Consider the following 18,126-nt stretch of genomic DNA (forward strand, 5'->3'; position numbering starts at 1 on the left):
CGATGATGTGAGGGCCTCTCCGTGAGCGGAGAGGTCTGTCAGACGAATCCGACTGGCAAACCCGACGATCGCTGCCTACATTGATGGCATCGCCACTGCATCGAGGGGCTTGCCATGCTCGGGTTGCCCATCTCTTCTTCCATCCGGCCGCTGGCCTTGTCCCTGCTGCTGCTCGCCACGGCCAACGTGGCGCATGCCGTCACCAAATGCCAGGGTCCGAACGGCATCCTCTACCAGAATGGCAGCTGCCCGGCGGGATACACCAACGTCACCGCCAGCATGCGATCCAATATCACGACGGTGCCACGCCCAACACCCGCCACCCGGCAGCAGGACGCGGTCGTAGCACGCACGGTTGCCGCCGTGGCGCGCGAGCGTGACCAGCAGTGGACGCTCGATCAGCAACGGTATCGCATCGCGCAGAACAACTTCTGGGCCGAGTGTCAGTTGCTCGAGTTCCAGCTGCGCGCCAGTGAACGCGCGATCGTCGAATCTCCCACCTACGAAGGCTCGCGTCGTTACCGCGAAAGTCATCACGCGCTGCGCGCGCAGCAATACGATTTCGGGTGTTACGGATAATTCCGACTCGAACGGGTGGCGATTTTCTTTCAACCCGCTTACAACGGCGTCGAACATTCGCGCGATATTAGTCGCGCTTAGATCGGCTTGTAAAAAGATTCAGACGCCAAGCGTGACAGCGTTCCCTACAATCCGGGTCACATTCCGGCCCGCCCGTATTCAATATCGAATGACTGCGCGGTCGCAACCCTCATACTCATCCGTGAAGACCCATGATGACTCTGACCGCGATCGTTGCGTATATGCTGGCCTGCATCGTTGCATTGGCCTACGGCGCCCGCTGGGTGCTCAAGAATGATCCGCTGCTGCGGCAGCACGTGCTGAAGCCTGGCACGCGTACGCAGGGCGAGGACCGTCGATAGCGTGAGGTAGCGCAAGCGCATCACGCGGTTCGACATCACCGCTTCCCTTGTTAGCCCGGTCTGTGTTTCTGCCGGGCTTTTTTCTTTTCTGGCGAGCCGCTGTCCTACAGGCGCAGGCGTGACGCGCCGACAGCGCGCCGCATCCGGTTGGCTATCGTGTTAGCAGAGGCTTCGTGCCTGTTTGCTTCGACTCTCTAACGCGCCCCCATGTCAGCCGTCGTGCCGCCCGCACCCTCCTCACCTTCGCCTGCGGCGCCCTCGCCGCAGGTGCCGCCCATCGAACCGGTTACGGTTACGGCATCCGGTGACGATGCGCAATTGCCCATCGCACAGCCGTTCATCGCCTCCGAAGACTCTCCGTCGGCACGCGCACTGCGGCGCTCCAGCATTGCACTGGTCATACTGGCCACCCTCGCGTCGCTTTATGCGCTGCACGTGTCGCGCACGTTCCTCGTGCCCGTTGTCATGTCGGTCGTCATCGCCTATCTGCTCGACCCCGCCGTGGAGGCTTTGCAACGGTATCGTGTGCCGCGCAGCATTGGCGCCACACTCGTGCTGTTGGCGGCAGTCACCCTACTGGGGGGCATCGCCTATCTGCTGCAGGGTCAGGTTGAATCGATCGTCGACCGGTTGCCGGCCATCGCCAGCAAGCTGTCACGCTCGCTGGGCGAGTTGATGACCGGCAACGAGTCGATGGTGCAGAAGGTCCGCCGCGCCGCCACCGTGCTCAGCGGCGCGGGGCAGCCGGTGCCGGCACGCGCGCCGCAGGTGGTCGTCGAGCGCTCTAGCGACGGTCTCAGCAATGTGCTGTGGCTGGGGTCGGCGGGCGTCTTCTCGATCGTCGCGCAGGCCACCGCGATTCTGTTCCTGACCTGGTTCCTGCTGCTTGCGGGCGACATGTTCAAGCGCAAGTTCATCAAGATGGCGGGCAAGACCATCAGCCAGAAGAAGATCAGCGTGCATATGCTGGCGGAGATCAACCGCTCGATCCAGCGCTACATGGTGATGCTGGTCGTCACCAATGCGGCGCTCGGCGCCTGCACCTGGCTGCTGCTCAAATGGCTGGGGGTCAACAATGCCGGCACGTGGGCCGTGGCCGCCGCCGCGCTGCATCTGGTGCCGTACTTCGGCGCGGTGCTGATCTCGGCCTGCCTTGGCGTGGCCGCGTTCATGCAGTTCGGCACGATCGGCATGGTGGCCGCCGCTGCGGGCGGTTCGTTGGCTATCGCCACACTGATCGGCTCCGTGGTCACCACCTGGATGACGGGCCGCATGGCGCGTATGAACGCCGTGGCCGTGTTCGTCGCGCTGCTGCTGTTCACGTTCCTCTGGGGCACGTGGGGCATGCTGCTGGCGATTCCGCTTGCCGTTATCGCCAAGGTCATCGCCGATCACGTCGAAGGTCTGGAAGTCCTTGCCGAGTTTCTTGGCGAATAGGCCTGGCGAATAGGTCTGGCGAATAGGTCTGGCGAATCCTCCCTCCTGAGTTTCATCCCGCAAAACTTTGACGCAGCGCAGAATGACCTGCGTCATCGCTTCGCCTATAAAGTGGCAACAATACGCCACGGAAGCCGCCTCGCGAGTTTCACGTGGCGAAATTCCAATAATCGGAGACCTTGCGTGACAACACCCAGCACATCCCTGCAGAAGGCCTGCCGGCTGTTGCGCGCCCTTTCGGATACGCGCCACACCCGCCTGACCGACGTGGCCGCGGCGGCCGGCGTCGACAAGGCGTCGGCGCTGCGCCTGCTCGAGACGCTCGTGGCGGAAGGTCTGGTCGAGCGCGACCCCGACACCAAGGCCTTCTCGCCGGGACCCGAATGGCTGACGCTGCAGTCGGCCGCGCAGCGCCGCTTCGACCTGCGACCCGTGGTGCGGCCAGCGCTGATCCGCCTGGCCAACGCTTTCGAGGACTCGGCGATCCTGTCGGTGCCCAGCGGCTGGGAGTCGGTCTGCATCGAACTGCGCCTGGGCACCTTCCCGATCCGCGCGAATTACCTCGATATCGGCAGCCGCCGCCCGCTTGGCGTCGGCGCCGGCAGCCTGGCGCTGCTGGCTGCCCTGCCCGACAACGAGCTCGAGACCGTACTCGGCTGCATCGCCCCCTCGCTACGCCGCTATCCGCGCCTCAACGCCGACGTGCTGCGCCGCCATGTGGAGGCCACGCGCGAACGCGGCTATGCGGTGCTGCTCGACGTCGTGGTGGAGCGCATGGGCGGCATTGCGATCGCGCTACCCGATGCCAACGGGTATCCGCTCGGCGCCATCAGCATGGCCGCGCTCAACGAACGCATTCTCGAGCGCGAGGCGACCATCGCGCGCGCACTGCACCGCGAGGCCGATGCGATCTGCGCCACGTGGCGCGGCCGCGCGCCCGTCCCGACGAGGACAGCCCCGGCACCCCGCACCGCGGCGACAGACAAGGCGGCATGACGGGGCGCATGAGCGATGCGCACCTGAACCACCACGACACCTGAACCGCCCGCATCTGAACCCAAATCACCGAGGAGGCTTGACCGCATGCGCTGGAAGCAACGTCCGGAAGGTTCCAACTGGGGTGACTTCGGCCCCGACGATCAATTGGGTCGAGTCAATCTGCTAGGGCCCGAGCAGGTGGTCAGGGGTGCGCGCGAGATTCAGGCCGGCCTCAGTTTCTGCCTGTCGCTGCCGCTCGACTATCCGGGCGGCAACAAGCTCAATCCGCGCCGGCATCCGCCCGTGCTGCGGCCCACATATCGCGTGGACCAGCCCGGCGAAGCCATCCCCTACGTGAACTTCCCGCTGGCCAAGGTGAATCCGGCCGCGACCGACGTGATCAGCGACGACCAGGTCCTGCTGTCGTTGCAGTATTCGACGCAATGGGATTCGCTGGCCCACGTCGGCGCGCTGTTCGACGCGGATGGCGACGGCCGCGCCGAACGCGTGTACTACAACGGCTATCGCGCCAACACGGACATCGTGGGCCCGATGGAGTACGCCGAGGACGATCACTTTGCCGCGCACCCGTGCGGGCACGAGCACAGCCACGCCGACGCACTCGGCATCGAGAACTTCGCGGTCAAGGGCATGCAGGGGCGCGGCGTACTGATCGACCTCGCGCACGTGTTCGGCACCGACTTCCGCAATATCGGCTACGACGACCTGATGCGCGCGATGGAGGCCAATCGCGTCGAAGTGGAAGCCGGCGACATGCTGCTGCTGCGCACGGGCTTTGCCGAGGTCGTGCTGTCGATGGCGCGCGACCCCGACGAACAGGTGCTGCATCACAGCTGCTGCGCGCTCGATGGTCGCGATGAACGGCTGCTGCAATGGATTACCGACGCGGGCATCGCCGCGCTTATCGCCGACAACTACGCGGTGGAGCGCTTTCCGGCCCGTCCCGCGCCCGCCGATCAGGCCTATCACCCGCTGCTACCGCTGCACCATCACTGTCTGTTCAAGCTGGGCCTGCCGCTTGGCGAACTCTGGTATCTCAGGGAACTGGCGGACTGGCTGCGCGCGCATCGGCGCACCCGCTTCATGCTGACCGCCCCGCCGCTGCGACTACCCGGCGCGGTGGGCTCGCCGGTCACGCCGATCGCCACGGTGTAGCCCGCTCGGTGTAGCCCGCTCGGTGTAGTCCGATTTCCGCTGTACCTCTCGCAGTGCCAACAACAAGACCTCAGGAGACAACCATGCGTATTCCCTTTGGCCGCCAAGCCAGCGGCGCGCTCGTGCTGATCGGCGCGCTCGCCGCACTCGGCGCGCTGCCGGTCGGCCCCGCCGCCGCGCAGTCCAAACCCGGCATTTCCGACGATGTCGTCAAAATGGGCCTGCTGCTCGATATGAGCGGGCTGTATGCCGATGTAACCGGCCGCGGCAGCGCGGCCGCGGCGCAGATGGCCATCGACGACTTCGGTGGCAAGGTGCTCGGCAAGAAGATCGAGCTCGTGGTCGTCGATCACCAGAACAAGGCCGATATCGCCGCCAACAAGGCGCGTGAATGGTTCGATACCGATCATGTGGACGCGATCCTCGACGTGGCCGCCTCCGCGCCCGCGCTCGCGGTGCTCGACGTGGCCAAGCAGAAGAACCGTATCGTCGTGTTCTCCGGCCCGGGCACCGAACGCATTACCAATGACCTGTGCACGCCGGTCTCGGTCCATTACGCCTATGACACCTACGCGCTGGCCAACAGCACGGCCAAGGCGATGGTCCAGCGCGGCGGCAAGACGTGGTACTTCCTGACGGCCGACTACGCGTTCGGCCACACACTGCAGCAGTCGGCCACCACGGTCGTGCAGGAAGCCGGCGGCACCGTGCTCGGCGCCGCCCGGCATCCGACCGGCGCCAGCGACTTCGCCTCGTACCTGCTGCAGGCGCAGGCCAGCAAGGCCCAGGTCGTGGGCCTTGCCAATGCCGGTGGCGATACCGTCAATGCGATCAAGGCCGCGTCGGAATTCGGCCTCACGCGCAACAACGCGCAGCGCATGGCGGGCCTGCTGCTGTACATCAACGACATCCACGCGATCGGCCTCAAGACCGCGCAGGGCCTCGTGCTGACCGAGGCGTTCTACTGGGACATGAACGACCAGACCCGCGCATGGTCACGCCGCTATTTCGACAAGGTCAAGAAGATGCCCAATATGAGCCAGGCGGGCGTGTATTCGTCGGTGACTCATTACCTCAAGTCGGTGCAGGCCGCCGGCACCGATGAAACGGCAGCAGTGATGAAACAGATGAAGTCGCTGCCGATCAATGACTTCTTCGCCAGGAACGGCCGCATCCGCGAGGACGGCCGCATGATCCACGACATGTACCTGTTCGAGGTCAAGGCGCCGTCCGAGTCCAAGTACCCGTGGGACTACTACAAGGTGCTGGCCACCGTTCCCGGCGACCAGGCCTTTATGCCGGCCTCGAAATCGCAATGTCCCCTGCTGAAAAAATAGACCGATGACACTCAGTTACGTACGCGGCGTGGGCAACACGCCTTTCGGCAGACTCCCCGGCAGCACGCCGCTCACGCTGATGGCCGAGGCCGCCTCCGCCGCGCTGGAGCAGGCCGGCCTGCAACGCGAAGACGTGGATGGCGTGCTGTGCGGCTATGCCACCACGTTGCCGCATCTGATGCTCGCCGATCTGTTCTGCGAGACCGCCTCGCTGTCGCCGGCCTATGCCCACGGCATGGCCGGCGGCGGTGCCACGGGCGGGTTGATGGCGATGCTCGCGCACGACCTCGTGCGCGGCGGCCGCTGTCGCAATGTGCTCGTGGTGGCCGGCGAGAACCGCCTCTCCGGCCAGAGTCGCGACCAGTCGATGCAGACGCTCGCGCAGGTTGGAGAGCCCGCGATCGAGGTGCCCAACGGCGCGTCGGTGCCCGCGTACTACGCGCTGCTGGCCTCGCGCTATCTGCACGAGACCGGGCTCGATGCCGACGCGCTGGCCGAGTTCGCGGTGCTGATGCGCGCGCACGCGGGCGGTCATCCCGACGCCCATCTGCGCGATCCGATGACCCTGGCGGACGCTCTCGCCGCCAAATGGATCGCGGCCCCGCTGCGGCTCTCCGATTGCTGCCCGATCTCCGACGGCGCCGTGGCCGTGGTGGTGTCCGCGGAGCCCGGCGCGGGCGTGCCGGTGCGCATCGCGGGCGCGGGTCAGGCCCATCGGCACCAGCACCTGAGCGCGATAGAGAGCGTGATGGACTCGGGCGCCGCCGATGCCGCCGCACGCGCGTTCGCGGAGGCACGCTGCACAGTGGCCGATATCGATCTGCTGGCGATCTACGACTCGTTCACGATCACGCTCGTGATGCTGCTCGAAGAACTGGGCATCGCCCCGCGCGGCCGCGCCATCGAACGGTTGCGTGCCGGCGACTTCGGCGTCGACGGCGCGTTGCCGCTCAATACGCATGGCGGCCTGCTCGCGTTCGGCCACTCGGGCGTGGCCGGTGGCCTGATGCATCTGGCCGAAGCCAGCCGCCAGCTCGCGGGCCGCGCCGGCGCGCGGCAGATTGCGCCCAAACGACGGGCATTGTTCCACGCGGACGGCGGCGTGCTGTCTTCCCACGTCAGCCTGATTCTGGAGACCGCATGACGCATCCCTACACCGAAGGTCTGGCCGCCGGCGTGGTGCGCTATCAATGCTGCGCGGCGTGCGACGCCTGGCAACCGCTGACGCGGCTGGCGTGTCGCGCCTGCGGCAGCACGGATCTGCACTGGCGCGATGCCAGCGGCCGCGCCACCGTTTTTGCGGTGACCGAGGTCTCGCGCGCGCCGACTGAAGCGTTCCGCGCGCTGGCCCCCTACACGCTCGTGCTCGCCACGCTCGACGAAGGCCCGCGCGTGATGGGCCATGCGGCCCCCGGCGCCCGCATTGGCGACCGCGTGCGCGCGTCGTTCATGGCATTTGGCGACAGCACGCTGCTGCGCTTCGATTGACCCGATATCCGACTTCTCCCGTACATGTCCACTCAGCTCGACTCCCTGCTCTCGCCCGCCTCGATCGCCGTGATCGGCGCTTCAGACAACATCCACAAGATCGGCGGCCGTCCGATCCACTACATGAAGCAACACGGCTACGCGGGCACGATCTATCCGGTCAACCCGCAACGCGAAACGATTCAGGGCATTCCGTCGTTCCCCTCGCTCGACGCGCTACCCGCGGTGCCCGACCTCGCCATCATCGTGATCGGCGGCGACGCCGCGGTGCAGGCGGTGCGTGACTGCGCGCGACTCGGCGTGGCGTCGGCCATCGTTATCGCATCGGGGTTCGGCGAGGCAGGCGAGGAAGGCAAGCGCCAGCAGGACGAGATGGTGCGCATCGCGCGCGCGGCCAACTTGCGTATCGTGGGGCCCAACAGTCAGGGCCTCGCGAACTTTGGCAATGGCGCGGTAGCCAGCTTCTCAACGATGTTTATCGAGGTGCCGCCCAAGGATGGCCCAGTGGCCGTGGTCAGCCAGAGCGGCGGTATGGCGGCGATGGTGTACGGCCTGCTGCGCGGGCAAGGCATCGGCGTGCGACACGTGCATGCCACCGGCAATCAGGCCGACGTCACGGTGAGCGAGTTGGCCCTTGCCGTGGCCCACGATCCCGACGTCAAGCTGCTGCTGCTCTATCTGGAAAGCCTGTCGGACCCCGACATGCTGGCGCAGGCCGCCGCAGTGGCCCGCGCGCGCGGCGTGCCGGTGGTCGCCGTCAAGGCCGGCCGCACCGGCGCGGGCCAGCGCGCAGCCGCTTCCCATACCGGCGCGATGGCCAGTGAGGACCGTGCCGTGGACGCGTTTCTGGCGCGGCACGGCATCTGGCGCGCGGACGACGCGCATGCGCTTGCACGCTGCGCATCGCTGTATCTGCGCGGCTGGCAACCATCGGGACGCAACCTCGTCGTCGTCAGCAATTCGGGCGCGAGCTGCGTGATGGCGGCCGATGCCGCCGACACGCTGAGCCTGCCGATCGCCCCGCTCTCGGACGCGACGCAGACCGCGCTGGCCGCGCGTCTGCCCGGCTTTGCCGCCACCGCCAATCCGGTGGACGTCACCGCCGCGTTGCTGACCAACAGCGCGCTGTTCGGCGACGTACTGCCGGTCGTGGCTGAAGATCCTTCCGCGGATCTGTTCCTGCTCGATATTCCGGTGGCCGGCATGGGCTACGACGTCCCGCGCTTTGCCCGCGACGCCGCGCACTTTGCCGACCATGCTGGCAAGCCGATTGCCGTGGCCGCATGGCAGGAATCGGTCGCCAGCGTATTCCGCGAAGCCGGCGTGCCGACCTTCGAGAATGCGGCTGATGCCCTTGCCGCATTCCATCAACTGGCCGGTCACCAGGCGCTGCTGCGTATCGTGGCCGAGGAACCCCCGCTGCCGGCCGCGGTGGCGACGCACCCGCAAGCTGGCAAGACCCACACGCTATCCGAGGCCGCCAGCCTCGCCCGGCTGGCCGAGGCCGGCGTCAACGTGGTCGAGCACGTACTGTGCCGCACGGCCGACGAAGCGGTGGCCGCATGGCAGAAGATCGGCGCGCCGGTCGCCGTCAAGGCCAGTTCGCCACAGGTACCGCACAAGAGCGAGCACGGTCTGGTCATGCTGCATTGCAACGACGCCGATACCATCCGGCGCGCGTTCGATGGGCAAACCCGCACGTTGGCATCGATGCAGGCGAACTGCGAAGGCGTACTGGTCGCGCGCATGACGCGTGGGCAGCGTGAACTGATGGTCGGCGCGCATTGGGATCCGACCTTCGGCGCAGTGTTGCTTGTAGGCGACGGTGGCAAGTACGTCGAAGTGCTGCGCGACACCGCGCTGCTGCTGGCTCCGGCCACGCCCGCAGCGGTGAAACGGGCGCTGTCGACACTGCGCATCGCGCCGCTGCTGGGCGGCGTGCGCGGGGATCAGCCCATCGATCTGGACGCGTTGTGCACGCTGGCGGCCAGCGTTGGCCGCATGGTTCACGAGGCGCGCGGCGCCATTGCCTCGGTGGATCTCAACCCGGTGATGGCTGGCCCCGAGGGCGCGGTCGTCGTCGATGCGCTGATCGAGGTCGCCACGGGAGACGTCGCAGGGCGTTGAGTCGGCGGCAGGCATATGGGGATGGTGGCAGTCCCGCGCAAGGGCTCCTATTGTTCATGGGCAGGAATACAGTGTCGGCAATACTGGCCTATGACATCAGGAATACATGCCGTTACATTGGGCAGCCCGCGTGCCGCGAGCCCTTCGGATGCGCACGCGCGGCTGCCACAATAAGGACTCATAGAATGAAAGCCCATCATGCCTGCCTGGCGGCACTGTCCATGCTGCCAGCCATCGCTTCCGCCCAGGGGAGCGGGATCACCCTCTATGGTGTCGTCGACGACGGCATCGAATACATCAACCACCTGCCGCGCGCCGGCAACAGCAGCGCCGCCACCGTACGCATGTCGGCCGGCAATCTGTCGACCTCCCGCTGGGGCCTGCGTGGCCGCGAAGAGCTTGGCGACGGCCTGGCCGCGGTGTTCCTGCTCGAGAACGGCTTCGACTCCGACACGGGCGTCGCCAACCAGGGTGGCCGCCTGTTCGGCCGCCAGGCCTACGTCGGCCTGCAGCAACGCTTTGGCACGCTGACGCTGGGACGCCATCAGAATCTGGTCTACGACTTCTCCAATGCGTTCGACCCGATGGCGATCGCCACGCGTTATTCGCTGCTGATGCACGATCGCTGGATGTCGAGCCGCTCCGACAACTCGGTCAAATTCTCGGGCCAGACCGGCAGCATTTACTACGGCCTGCTCTATAGCACCGGCTACGACAGCACGGCGGGTGGAGAAATTCCGGGCGATTACAAGGCTGGTCGCGAGATGAGCGCGTCGGTCGGCTATGCCGCCGGTCCGCTGGCATTGCGCGTCGTCTATGACGACCTTCACGGCAGCACGCTGACCACCGACGACAACCGCGAACGCCGCGCCGCAATCGCCGGCACCTACACGTTCGGCCCAGCCAAGGCGTTCGTGGGCTATCGCTGGTACTACGGCGACTTCACCACCAGCTCGCTGCGCACCAACCTGTACTGGGCCGGCGTGCAATACCAGCTGACCCCGGTCATCGCGGTAACTGGCGTCGCCTATTACACCGACGTGCGCAACAGCGGCGGCGACCCGTACAGCTTTGTGCTGTCCGGCTCGTATGCATTCTCCAAACGCACGGATCTGTACACGGTGTTCGGCTTTACGCGCAATCGCGAGAACTCCAACCTGAGCCTGAGCGGCTTCGGCCCCTCGCTGAACCGGTCCGCGACCACGCTGGTGAACACGACGGAACAGGTTGGCGCAGGCCAGAACCAGTTCGGCGCGGTCATCGGTATCCGCCACCGGTTCTGATCGCTTCGGACGCATCCGATGTGGCAACGCAACATCGGACGCAACATCCGGCCTTGAAATTTCCCGATCACTGTATATATTTACAGTAACTGTATGAATCCACAGTATCGGGAAATTTCCGGAGTCCGTGATGGAACAGCTGATTCGGGTGCAGAACGAATACGACCGTCAGGTATTGGGCTGGCTGCGCGTACGCGTAGGCGACGCGGCGCTGCAAAGCGCCGCGCGCAAAGCGGCCACCGAAGGTGAAAAGCCTTATCTTTCAACAGTTTGCCGCACCCTCGGGTTGCGTCCGCCGACCCGCCGTGCGTTTCGCGACGAAGCCGCGCGGATGCACCGTGCGGTGGGCGAACGCCATCTGGCGAGGATTCGCCAGATTCTGGGAGCCGCCGCCCAAACCAGCACTGTGGGCGCCTCTCACCCCGTGCAGACGCGTAGCGGCATGAATCATCGCCTGCCGTCGCGCCTGCAGGGCTCCCTGTTCTGATATCCGCGTCGAGCGGGTTGGAACTCAGGCCGGCAGGTCGGTCACGCGCATGGCCGGCGTAATCTGCAGCGGATCGGTCACGAGCTCGATCAGCGCCGGTTGATTGGCGGCACGCGCCCTTGCCAGCGCGGCCGGAAAGTCCGCGGTCTTCTCCACCCGCTCCGCCAGCGCGCCGCACGCGCGCGCCATGCCGATAAAGTCCGGCGACGGAATCGTCGTGCCGCTCTGACGTCCCGGATAACGGCGCTCCTGATGCATCCGGATCGTGCCGTACATGCCGTTGTTCACCACGATGATGATCAGATTGGCGCCATGCGCGGCCGCCGTCGCGATCTCCTGCGGGTACATCAGAAAGCAGCCATCGCCGGCCAGTGCGATCACCGTCTTTTCGGGCGAACGCAGCTTGGCCGCGATCGCCGCCGGCAGGCCATATCCCATCGCGCCACAGGTCGGCGCGAGTTCGGTACGCGGTTGCTTGTACGCATAGAAGCGATGCAGCCAGACCGTATAGTTGCCCGCGCCATTGGTCAGGATCGAGTCGGCTGGCAGCACCTCGTTGAGGTGCGCCATCGCGGCGGCCATATCGACGCCAGTCAACTCGGCATGCGGCTTGGGCACGGTCACAAACGCCTCGTGCTCGGCACGCGCGCCCGCGGTCCACTCACCCCAGACCGGCGTGGCCGTGGGTTGCAGCGAGGCCAGCATCGCGGCACCGGGCGCCACGCCCGCATGAATCGGCAGATCGGCCTGATAGACACGACCCAGCTCCGCGTTGTCCGCATGGATATGCACGAGCTTCTGCACGGGGCGCGGCACCTGCAGCAGCGTGTAGCTGTCTGTGGCGATATCGCCGAGGCGCGTGCCAAACGCGATGATCAGATCCGCGCCCTTGACGCGTTCCGCAAGCTTCGGGCTCACGCCGAGGCTCAGGTGGCCCACGTAATGCGGATCGCGATTGTCGAACGTATCCTGACGACGGAACACGCACGCCACCGGCAGGTTCCACGTTTTCACAAACGTGGCGAAATCGCGCGCGGCCGCCTCGGTCCAGTTGGCGCCACCGGCAATCACCACCGGGCGCTTCGCCTCGGCCAGTGCCTGGGCCAGCGCGGCCGTGTCCTCGGGACGCGGCGCGGCGGCCACCACACGATACGGTGCCGCATCGGTGCATTCGCACAGGTTGTCCAGCACGTCCTCCGGCAGCGCGATCACGACGGGACCGGGACGGCCCGATGTGGCCACCTGAAACGCGCGCGCGACGACCTCGGGAATGCGCTTCGGATCGTCGATCTCCACCGCCCACTTGGCCAGCGTCCCAAACACCGCCGCGTAGTCGACCTCCTGGAAGGCCTCCCGCCCCTTGTGCTCGCGCGCGATCTGGCCGACGAACATGATCATCGGCGTCGAGTCCTGCTGGGCGATATGCACGCCGATGCTGGCATGCGTGGCGCCGGGCCCGCGCGTCACAAAGCAGATGCCGGGCGCGCCGGTCAGTTTGCCATCGGCCTCGGCCATATTGGCGGCAGCGCCCTCGTGCTTGCATACCACGAGGTCGATCGCGGGCTCGTCATGCAGCGCGTCCAGGACGTCGAGAAAGCTTTCGCCGGGCACGCAGAAGATGCGCTCGGTGCCGTGAATGCGCAATTGATCGACAAGGACGCGGCCACCGGTGCGGGCCTTGGGGGAAGCGGAGGACAAAGAATCCGAAGCGGTCATGACGAAGCGTGAAGATGTGGGGGTGGACGACAAAAACCTATTGTCTGCGATTGTTCCGTTTGACGATACGCATCGCGCGGTCTATCGTGCATTTCTGTTATGCAAATTCTGCAAGACGGCATCGCACATGGGCGTGTAGATTTGCTGACGGCGCAGATCCACAGAAGATCATTTACGACGCCCTGAAAACTACACAGCAACAGGAGACCACGCAATGCCCTTTTCCCACCGCATGCCGCGCGGGTTGCGGCCGCTGTTGGCCGCGCTCTGCCTTGGCTGCATGATTGGCTGCATGACCGTGGCGCCGCAGGCTCAGGCGCAATCGACCGACAAATACCCCTCCAAGCCGATCAATTACGTCGTGCCGTTCGCCGCGGGTGGCACCACCGATCTGCTGGGTCGCCTGATCGGCCAGCGCCTGTCGCAGGTGCTCGGTCAATCGATCGTCGTGGAAAACCGCCCCGGCGCCGGCGGCAACATCGGCTCCGACTACGTGGCCAAGGCCGCGCCCGATGGCTACACGCTGGTCGGCGGCACTATCAGCTCGCATTCGATCAATGTGAGCCTGTATCCGAAAATGCCGTACGACCCGGTGAAGAACTTCCAGCCGGTCGCGCTGATCGGCACGCTGCCCAATGTACTGGTGGTCAATGCCAGCAGCCCGTGGAAATCGGTGGAGGACGTGATCGCCGCCGCCAAGGCCAAACCGGGTGCGATCAACTTCGGCTCGTCGGGCAATGGCACCTCGCAGCATCTGTCGGCCGAGTTGTTTGCCAACATGGCCGGCCTCAAGCTGACCCACGTGCCTTACAAGGGCAGCAGCCAGGCCGTGCAGGCCCTGCTCGGCAATCAGGTAGACCTCGTGTTCGAGAACAGCGTGGCCGCGGTGCCGATGATCCAGTCCGGCAAGTTCCGCGCCTTGGCCACCACCGGTCCGAAGCGCGCGGCCGAGCTACCCGATGTGCCGACCGTTGCCGAAGCCGGACTCAAGGGTTACGAGATCGTGTCGTGGCAGGCCATCTTCGCGCCCGCCGGCACGCCGGCTCCGATCGTCAACAAGCTGGCAACCGAGATCGGCAAGATCATCCGCGAACCCGATATGCGCCAGCGCCTGGCCGCGCTCGGCGTGGAGCCGTCCGGCGCGGGCCCGGCCGAACTGGGCGCGTTCCAGAAAAGCGAAGTCGCCAAATGGGCGCAGCTGATCAAGGTAGCCAACATCCGACTGGAGTAATCGACAGCATGAGCGAACATCGCATTCCCGCCGCCGCCCTGCACCAGTGGGTACAGGACCTGTGGCTTGCCGCTGGCTCGGACGCGCGCGAAGCGCGGCTGACCGCCGATCACCTCGTGCTCGCCAATCAGTCTGGGCACGACTCGCACGGCGTGGGCATGATTCCCAAGTACGTGCTGTCCTGGCAGGCGGATCAGCTGCAACTGAACCAGCGCGTGAGCGTGGTGCATGAATCGGGCGGCATTGTCAGCCTCGATGCCAATCGCGGCATGGGCCAGGCCTTGACCGAGGAAGCGATGCGCATCGGCATCGCACGCGCGAAAGAGCACGGCGTCTGCGTCATGGGGCTGCGCCGCGCGCACCATCTGGGCCGTGTCGGGCACTGGGCCGAGCAGGCCGCGGCAGCGGGCCTGATCTCGATCCACTTCGTCAACGTGCTGTCCAAGCCGATCGTCGCACCGCACGGCGGCTACGACGCGCGCTTCGGCACCAATCCGTTCACGATCGCCGTGCCAATTCCCGGCCGCCCGCCGCTGATCCTCGACTTTGCCACCAGCGCGATCGCGCTCGGCAAGGTGCGCGTGGCCAACAACAAGGGCGTGCCGGTGCCCCCGGGCTGCCTGATCGACGATCACGGCAACCCGACCAACGATCCGGCGATCATGTTTCCCGGCCCCGGCGGCCCACACGGCGCGCTGCGCACGTTCGGCGAGCACAAGGGTTATGTGCTCGCGATGATGTGCGAACTGCTGGGCGCCGCCGTCACTGGTGGCCACACCATCCGGCCGGAAACGCTCACGCACGAGCATGCGGTCTGGAACAACATGCTCGCGATCGTGTTCGACCCCGCGCGGCTTGGCACCAGCACCACCTTTGGCCACGAGGTGGAAGCCTTTGTCGAGTGGGTCAAGGCTTCGCGCCTGCAACCGGGTACCGAGGACATTCTGTTCCCGGGCGACCCCGAGCGCCAATGGCGCCAGCTGCGCGCCGAAACGATTCCGATCGATGCGGGCACGCTGTCGCAGCTCGACGATGCCGCGGCAAGGGTGCTGCAGTCGCGCGGCAAATCGCCGGGCCCGCTCACGCACCTCGCGCTGGACTGAAAAAAACCGCTGGACGCTGTACACCAGGAGACACTCATGAGCACTACCCAACCGAACGAACCCGCCCACCTGCCCCATCTGTCGCCACTGCCAAACAAGTTCCGCGCGGACATCCTCGCGCGCAAGCGTCTGATCGGCTGCTGGAGTTCGCTCGGCCATCCGATCACCACCGAGATCGTCGGTCTGGCTGGTTTCGACTGGATTCTGCTCGACGGCGAGCATTCGCCCAACGATGTGCTGACCTTCGTGCCGCAACTGATGGCACTCAAGGACAGCGTCAGCGCACCCGTGGTCCGCCCGCCGTGGAATGACCCGGTCATGCTCAAGCGCCTGCTCGACATCGGCTTCTACAACTTCCTGGTGCCGTTCGTCGAATCGGCCGAGGAAGCACGGCGCGCGGTGCGCGCCACGCGCTATCCGCCCGACGGCATTCGCGGCGTGTCCGGCATTCAGCGCCAGAACCGCTATGGCACGCTGCCGGACTTCTTCAAGACCATTAACGAGAACATCTGTGTGCTGGTGCAGGTGGAAAGCCGCAAGGGCGTGGAAGCGATCGACGAGATCTGCGCGGAACCCGGCGTGGATGGCATCTTTATCGGCCCGAACGACCTTGCCGCTGCGTACGGACACCTCGGCAACACCAATCACCCCGAAGTCCAGGAAGCGGTGCAGCGCATCTACGATGCGGCCAATCGCGCGGGCAAGGCCATCGGCACGCTGACGCCGGTCGAGGCCGACGCGCGCCGCTATCTGGACATGGGCGCGCATTTCGTTGCGGTGGGCCTCGACCATGGCCTGCTCCGCGACGCCACGCGCGCGCTGCGCCAGAAATTTGCGGATTAACTGCGCGGCTTAACTGCGCGGATTAGACTCGCGGCTTCACAGACAACTGACTGGAATGTGACATGAGCAAGATCGGATTTATCGGACTCGGCGTCATGGGCAAGCCCATGGCACTCCATCTGCAGCAAGGCGGCCATACCGTATTCGCGCACACACGCAGCGGCGTGCCGCAGGATCTGCTGGACGCGGGCATGCAGTCGCGCGACAGCGCGGCCGACGTCGCGCGCGAGGCGGACGTCATCGTGCTGATGCTGCCGGACACGCCCGACGTGGCACGCGTGCTGTTTGGCGAGCGCGGCGTGGCCGAAGGCCTCTCCAGGGGCAAGACGGTGATCGACATGAGCTCGATCTCGCCGATCGAGACGCGCGAGTTCGCCGCGCGCGTCGAACAGCTCGGCGCCGAATATGTCGATGCGCCGGTGTCCGGTGGCGAGGTTGGCGCCAAGGCCGCCACACTGTCGATCATGTGCGGCGGCAAGCAAGAGGTGTTCGATCGCGTGCTGCCGCTGCTGCAACTGATGGGCAAGAACATCACGCTGGTGGGCAATGTCGGCGACGGTCAGGTGGCCAAGGTGGCCAACCAGGTCATCGTGGCGCTGACCATCGAGGCCGTTGGCGAGGCGCTGGTGCTCGCGGCCAAGGCCGGTGCCGATCCGGCCCGCGTGCGGCAGGCGCTGATGGGCGGCTTTGCCAGCTCGCGCATCCTCGAGGTGCACGGCGAACGCATGATCAAGCGCACGTTCGATCCGGGTTTCCGCATCGAACTGCACCAGAAGGATCTGAACCTCGCGCTGTCCACCGCCAAGGCGCTCGGCATGGCGCTACCGAACACCGCGTCCGCGCAGCAGCTGTTCAGCGTGTGCGTGGCGCAAGGCGGCGGGGCATGGGATCACTCGGGCATGGTGCGCGCGCTCGAACATATGGCATCGTTCCAGATCGGCGACAAGCCGAAGGCCGCCAAGGCCTGATGTTCAACGTCTGATGTTCAACGTCTGATGTTCAATGCCTGAAAGGCCGCGCGCATGTCGACACTGAACTCGGACGATCTCGCGTGTTTTGTCTGCGTGGCCAACACGCAGAGCATCTCGCGCGCCGCGCTCGAGCTCGGCGCCGACCAGTCCACGGTCAGCCGGCAGATCGCCCGGCTCGAAGCCGCGCTCGATGCGCGGTTGTTCCATCGCAGCGGTCGCGGCGTGGTGCTGACCGAAGCCGGCAACACGCTGCTGACCTATGCGCGCCAGGTGGCGAGCACGCTCACCGAAGCGCGCGCGGCGGTGCGCGCGTCCACTGCAAATGGCCCGGCGCAGATGGTCATCGCCGCGCAGCCGACCATCGCCAACACCGCGTTCGCCGCCATCGCGGCCGCGCTCAAGCAACGCTTTCCGGCGACGAAAGTCCGCTTCGTCGAAGGTCTCGCCAGCCCAATCCTCGCCTGGCTCGCGGCCGGGGAGATCGACGTGGCATTGCTCTATCTGCCCGAGCAACAGGGCGCGCTCAAGGTCGACGTGCTGCTCGAGGAAGACCTCACGCTGGTCACACCGACCTCATGGAGCCATCTGGGCGCAACGTTCCCCGCGCGACGCCTTGGTGAGCTACCGATGATTCTGCCCAGTACCGGCCACGGTCTGCGTGTGCTCGCGGAAACGCTGGCCGCGCGCGTCGGCACCGCACTCAATATGACACTGGAGTGCGATGCCTCGAATACCGTGGCGATGCGTCTGGTGGAGGATGGGTGTGGGGCGACGATGCTGCCGTTCGCAGCGGTCGCCGATCGCGTGGCGCAGGGGCGCCTGCATTCGGCGCGCATCGTCGATCCGGTGGTGACGCGTCAGGTCGCGTTGACCACCGCGCGCAACCGGCCGCCGGTACCCGAACTGTGGGACATCATGCAGGCCGTCCGTATGTCCGTGCGCAATATCGTGATGTCAGGCGCGTGGCCGGGCGCGCGCCTGGTGTAGGCACGCGCCCGACGCGCAACG

The 18,126-nt window shown here is 66.0% G+C and carries 17 protein-coding genes; 16 read left to right on the forward strand and 1 reads right to left on the reverse strand.

Translation table 11 applies throughout. The annotated features are described in order from the left end of the window. Nucleotides 1–114 precede the first annotated feature (114 nt). From LDO41_RS23145 to LDO41_RS23195, 11 genes are all read left to right on the forward strand, one after another. Nucleotides 115–579: a hypothetical protein gene (locus tag LDO41_RS23145; protein ID WP_223992462.1), complete on the forward strand. Its 465-nt coding sequence runs from the start codon at nucleotides 115–117 to the stop codon at nucleotides 577–579. Between the two features lie 212 nt (nucleotides 580–791). Then, nucleotides 792–941, forward strand: a complete 150-nt coding sequence (locus tag LDO41_RS23150; protein WP_223992464.1) for a hypothetical protein — start codon at nucleotides 792–794, stop codon at nucleotides 939–941. A 207-nt stretch (nucleotides 942–1,148) separates the two neighbouring features. Next, nucleotides 1,149–2,378: an AI-2E family transporter gene (locus LDO41_RS23155; RefSeq protein WP_223992466.1), complete on the forward strand. Its 1,230-nt coding sequence runs from the start codon at nucleotides 1,149–1,151 to the stop codon at nucleotides 2,376–2,378. A gap of 183 nt (nucleotides 2,379–2,561) precedes the next feature. Beyond that, nucleotides 2,562–3,374, forward strand: coding sequence for an IclR family transcriptional regulator (locus LDO41_RS23160; RefSeq protein ID WP_223992468.1), 813 nt, complete (start codon nucleotides 2,562–2,564; stop codon nucleotides 3,372–3,374). A gap of 87 nt (nucleotides 3,375–3,461) precedes the next feature. Beyond that, nucleotides 3,462–4,532 (forward strand): cyclase family protein, encoded by a 1,071-nt coding sequence (locus LDO41_RS23165; protein WP_223992470.1) that lies wholly within the window; start codon nucleotides 3,462–3,464, stop codon nucleotides 4,530–4,532. 83 nt (nucleotides 4,533–4,615) lie between these two features. Beyond that, nucleotides 4,616–5,869: an ABC transporter substrate-binding protein gene (locus LDO41_RS23170; RefSeq protein ID WP_223992472.1), complete on the forward strand. Its 1,254-nt coding sequence runs from the start codon at nucleotides 4,616–4,618 to the stop codon at nucleotides 5,867–5,869. Between the two features lie 4 nt (nucleotides 5,870–5,873). Further along, nucleotides 5,874–7,013 (forward strand): thiolase family protein, encoded by a 1,140-nt coding sequence (locus tag LDO41_RS23175; protein WP_223992474.1) that lies wholly within the window; start codon nucleotides 5,874–5,876, stop codon nucleotides 7,011–7,013. After that, nucleotides 7,010–7,357 carry a Zn-ribbon domain-containing OB-fold protein gene (locus tag LDO41_RS23180; protein ID WP_223992476.1) on the forward strand — a complete coding sequence of 116 codons (348 nt, stop codon included), beginning with the start codon at nucleotides 7,010–7,012 and terminating at the stop codon, nucleotides 7,355–7,357. Before LDO41_RS23175 ends, LDO41_RS23180 begins: the two co-directional genes overlap by 4 nt. A gap of 24 nt (nucleotides 7,358–7,381) precedes the next feature. Beyond that, the gene (locus LDO41_RS23185) at nucleotides 7,382–9,484 is read left to right on the forward strand and encodes an acetate--CoA ligase family protein (RefSeq protein WP_223992478.1); all 2,103 of its coding nucleotides are present in this window, start codon (nucleotides 7,382–7,384) and stop codon (nucleotides 9,482–9,484) included. 185 nt (nucleotides 9,485–9,669) lie between these two features. Then, nucleotides 9,670–10,767 (forward strand): porin, encoded by a 1,098-nt coding sequence (locus LDO41_RS23190; protein WP_223992480.1) that lies wholly within the window; start codon nucleotides 9,670–9,672, stop codon nucleotides 10,765–10,767. A 130-nt stretch (nucleotides 10,768–10,897) separates the two neighbouring features. Then, nucleotides 10,898–11,254 carry a hypothetical protein gene (locus LDO41_RS23195; protein ID WP_223992482.1) on the forward strand — a complete coding sequence of 119 codons (357 nt, stop codon included), beginning with the start codon at nucleotides 10,898–10,900 and terminating at the stop codon, nucleotides 11,252–11,254. 24 nt (nucleotides 11,255–11,278) lie between these two features. Here LDO41_RS23195 and LDO41_RS23200 read toward each other — a convergent pair whose 3' ends face one another. After that, nucleotides 11,279–12,970 (reverse strand): thiamine pyrophosphate-binding protein, encoded by a 1,692-nt coding sequence (locus LDO41_RS23200; protein ID WP_223992484.1) that lies wholly within the window; start codon nucleotides 12,968–12,970, stop codon nucleotides 11,279–11,281. Nucleotides 12,971–13,184: 214 nt separating this feature from the next. Here LDO41_RS23200 and LDO41_RS23205 point away from each other — a divergent pair, with 214 nt between their 5' ends. The 5 genes from LDO41_RS23205 (at nucleotide 13,185) to LDO41_RS23225 (ending at nucleotide 18,105) form a co-directional block, all read left to right on the forward strand. After that, on the forward strand, nucleotides 13,185–14,201 hold the full coding sequence (locus tag LDO41_RS23205) for a Bug family tripartite tricarboxylate transporter substrate binding protein (protein WP_223992486.1): 1,017 nt from the start codon (nucleotides 13,185–13,187) through the stop codon (nucleotides 14,199–14,201). Between the two features lie 8 nt (nucleotides 14,202–14,209). Next, entirely contained in the window at nucleotides 14,210–15,304 is a 1,095-nt protein-coding gene (locus tag LDO41_RS23210) for a malate/lactate/ureidoglycolate dehydrogenase (protein WP_223992488.1), read from the forward strand. Between the two features lie 36 nt (nucleotides 15,305–15,340). Next, nucleotides 15,341–16,147, forward strand: a complete 807-nt coding sequence (garL, locus tag LDO41_RS23215) for a 2-dehydro-3-deoxyglucarate aldolase (protein WP_223992490.1) — start codon at nucleotides 15,341–15,343, stop codon at nucleotides 16,145–16,147. A 62-nt stretch (nucleotides 16,148–16,209) separates the two neighbouring features. After that, the gene (locus tag LDO41_RS23220; protein WP_223992492.1) at nucleotides 16,210–17,115 is read left to right on the forward strand and encodes a 2-hydroxy-3-oxopropionate reductase; all 906 of its coding nucleotides are present in this window, start codon (nucleotides 16,210–16,212) and stop codon (nucleotides 17,113–17,115) included. A 54-nt stretch (nucleotides 17,116–17,169) separates the two neighbouring features. Next, the gene (locus LDO41_RS23225; protein WP_223992494.1) at nucleotides 17,170–18,105 is read left to right on the forward strand and encodes a LysR family transcriptional regulator; all 936 of its coding nucleotides are present in this window, start codon (nucleotides 17,170–17,172) and stop codon (nucleotides 18,103–18,105) included. Nucleotides 18,106–18,126: the final 21 nt, after the last annotated feature.

Origin of the sequence: Cupriavidus pampae, assembly GCF_914271485.1 — a bacterium.
Taxonomy (GTDB): domain Bacteria; phylum Pseudomonadota; class Gammaproteobacteria; order Burkholderiales; family Burkholderiaceae; genus Cupriavidus; species Cupriavidus pampae.

Excerpts from the sequence above, each read along its gene's own strand:
- LDO41_RS23145 (WP_223992462.1), top strand. The coding sequence starts at position 115 with ATGCTCGGGTTGCCCATCTCTTCTTCCATCCGGCCGCTGGCCTTGTCC.
- LDO41_RS23150 (WP_223992464.1), top strand. The coding sequence starts at position 792 with ATGATGACTCTGACCGCGATCGTTGCGTATATGCTGGCCTGCATCGTT.
- LDO41_RS23155 (WP_223992466.1), top strand. The coding sequence starts at position 1,149 with ATGTCAGCCGTCGTGCCGCCCGCACCCTCCTCACCTTCGCCTGCGGCG.
- LDO41_RS23165 (WP_223992470.1), top strand. The coding sequence starts at position 3,462 with ATGCGCTGGAAGCAACGTCCGGAAGGTTCCAACTGGGGTGACTTCGGC.
- LDO41_RS23170 (WP_223992472.1), top strand. The coding sequence starts at position 4,616 with ATGCGTATTCCCTTTGGCCGCCAAGCCAGCGGCGCGCTCGTGCTGATC.
- LDO41_RS23175 (WP_223992474.1), top strand. The coding sequence starts at position 5,874 with ATGACACTCAGTTACGTACGCGGCGTGGGCAACACGCCTTTCGGCAGA.
- LDO41_RS23180 (WP_223992476.1), top strand. The coding sequence starts at position 7,010 with ATGACGCATCCCTACACCGAAGGTCTGGCCGCCGGCGTGGTGCGCTAT.
- LDO41_RS23185 (WP_223992478.1), top strand. The coding sequence starts at position 7,382 with ATGTCCACTCAGCTCGACTCCCTGCTCTCGCCCGCCTCGATCGCCGTG.
- LDO41_RS23190 (WP_223992480.1), top strand. The coding sequence starts at position 9,670 with ATGAAAGCCCATCATGCCTGCCTGGCGGCACTGTCCATGCTGCCAGCC.
- LDO41_RS23195 (WP_223992482.1), top strand. The coding sequence starts at position 10,898 with ATGGAACAGCTGATTCGGGTGCAGAACGAATACGACCGTCAGGTATTG.
- LDO41_RS23200 (WP_223992484.1), bottom strand. The coding sequence starts at position 12,970 with ATGACCGCTTCGGATTCTTTGTCCTCCGCTTCCCCCAAGGCCCGCACC.
- LDO41_RS23205 (WP_223992486.1), top strand. The coding sequence starts at position 13,185 with ATGCCCTTTTCCCACCGCATGCCGCGCGGGTTGCGGCCGCTGTTGGCC.
- LDO41_RS23210 (WP_223992488.1), top strand. The coding sequence starts at position 14,210 with ATGAGCGAACATCGCATTCCCGCCGCCGCCCTGCACCAGTGGGTACAG.
- garL (WP_223992490.1), top strand. The coding sequence starts at position 15,341 with ATGAGCACTACCCAACCGAACGAACCCGCCCACCTGCCCCATCTGTCG.
- LDO41_RS23220 (WP_223992492.1), top strand. The coding sequence starts at position 16,210 with ATGAGCAAGATCGGATTTATCGGACTCGGCGTCATGGGCAAGCCCATG.
- LDO41_RS23225 (WP_223992494.1), top strand. The coding sequence starts at position 17,170 with ATGTCGACACTGAACTCGGACGATCTCGCGTGTTTTGTCTGCGTGGCC.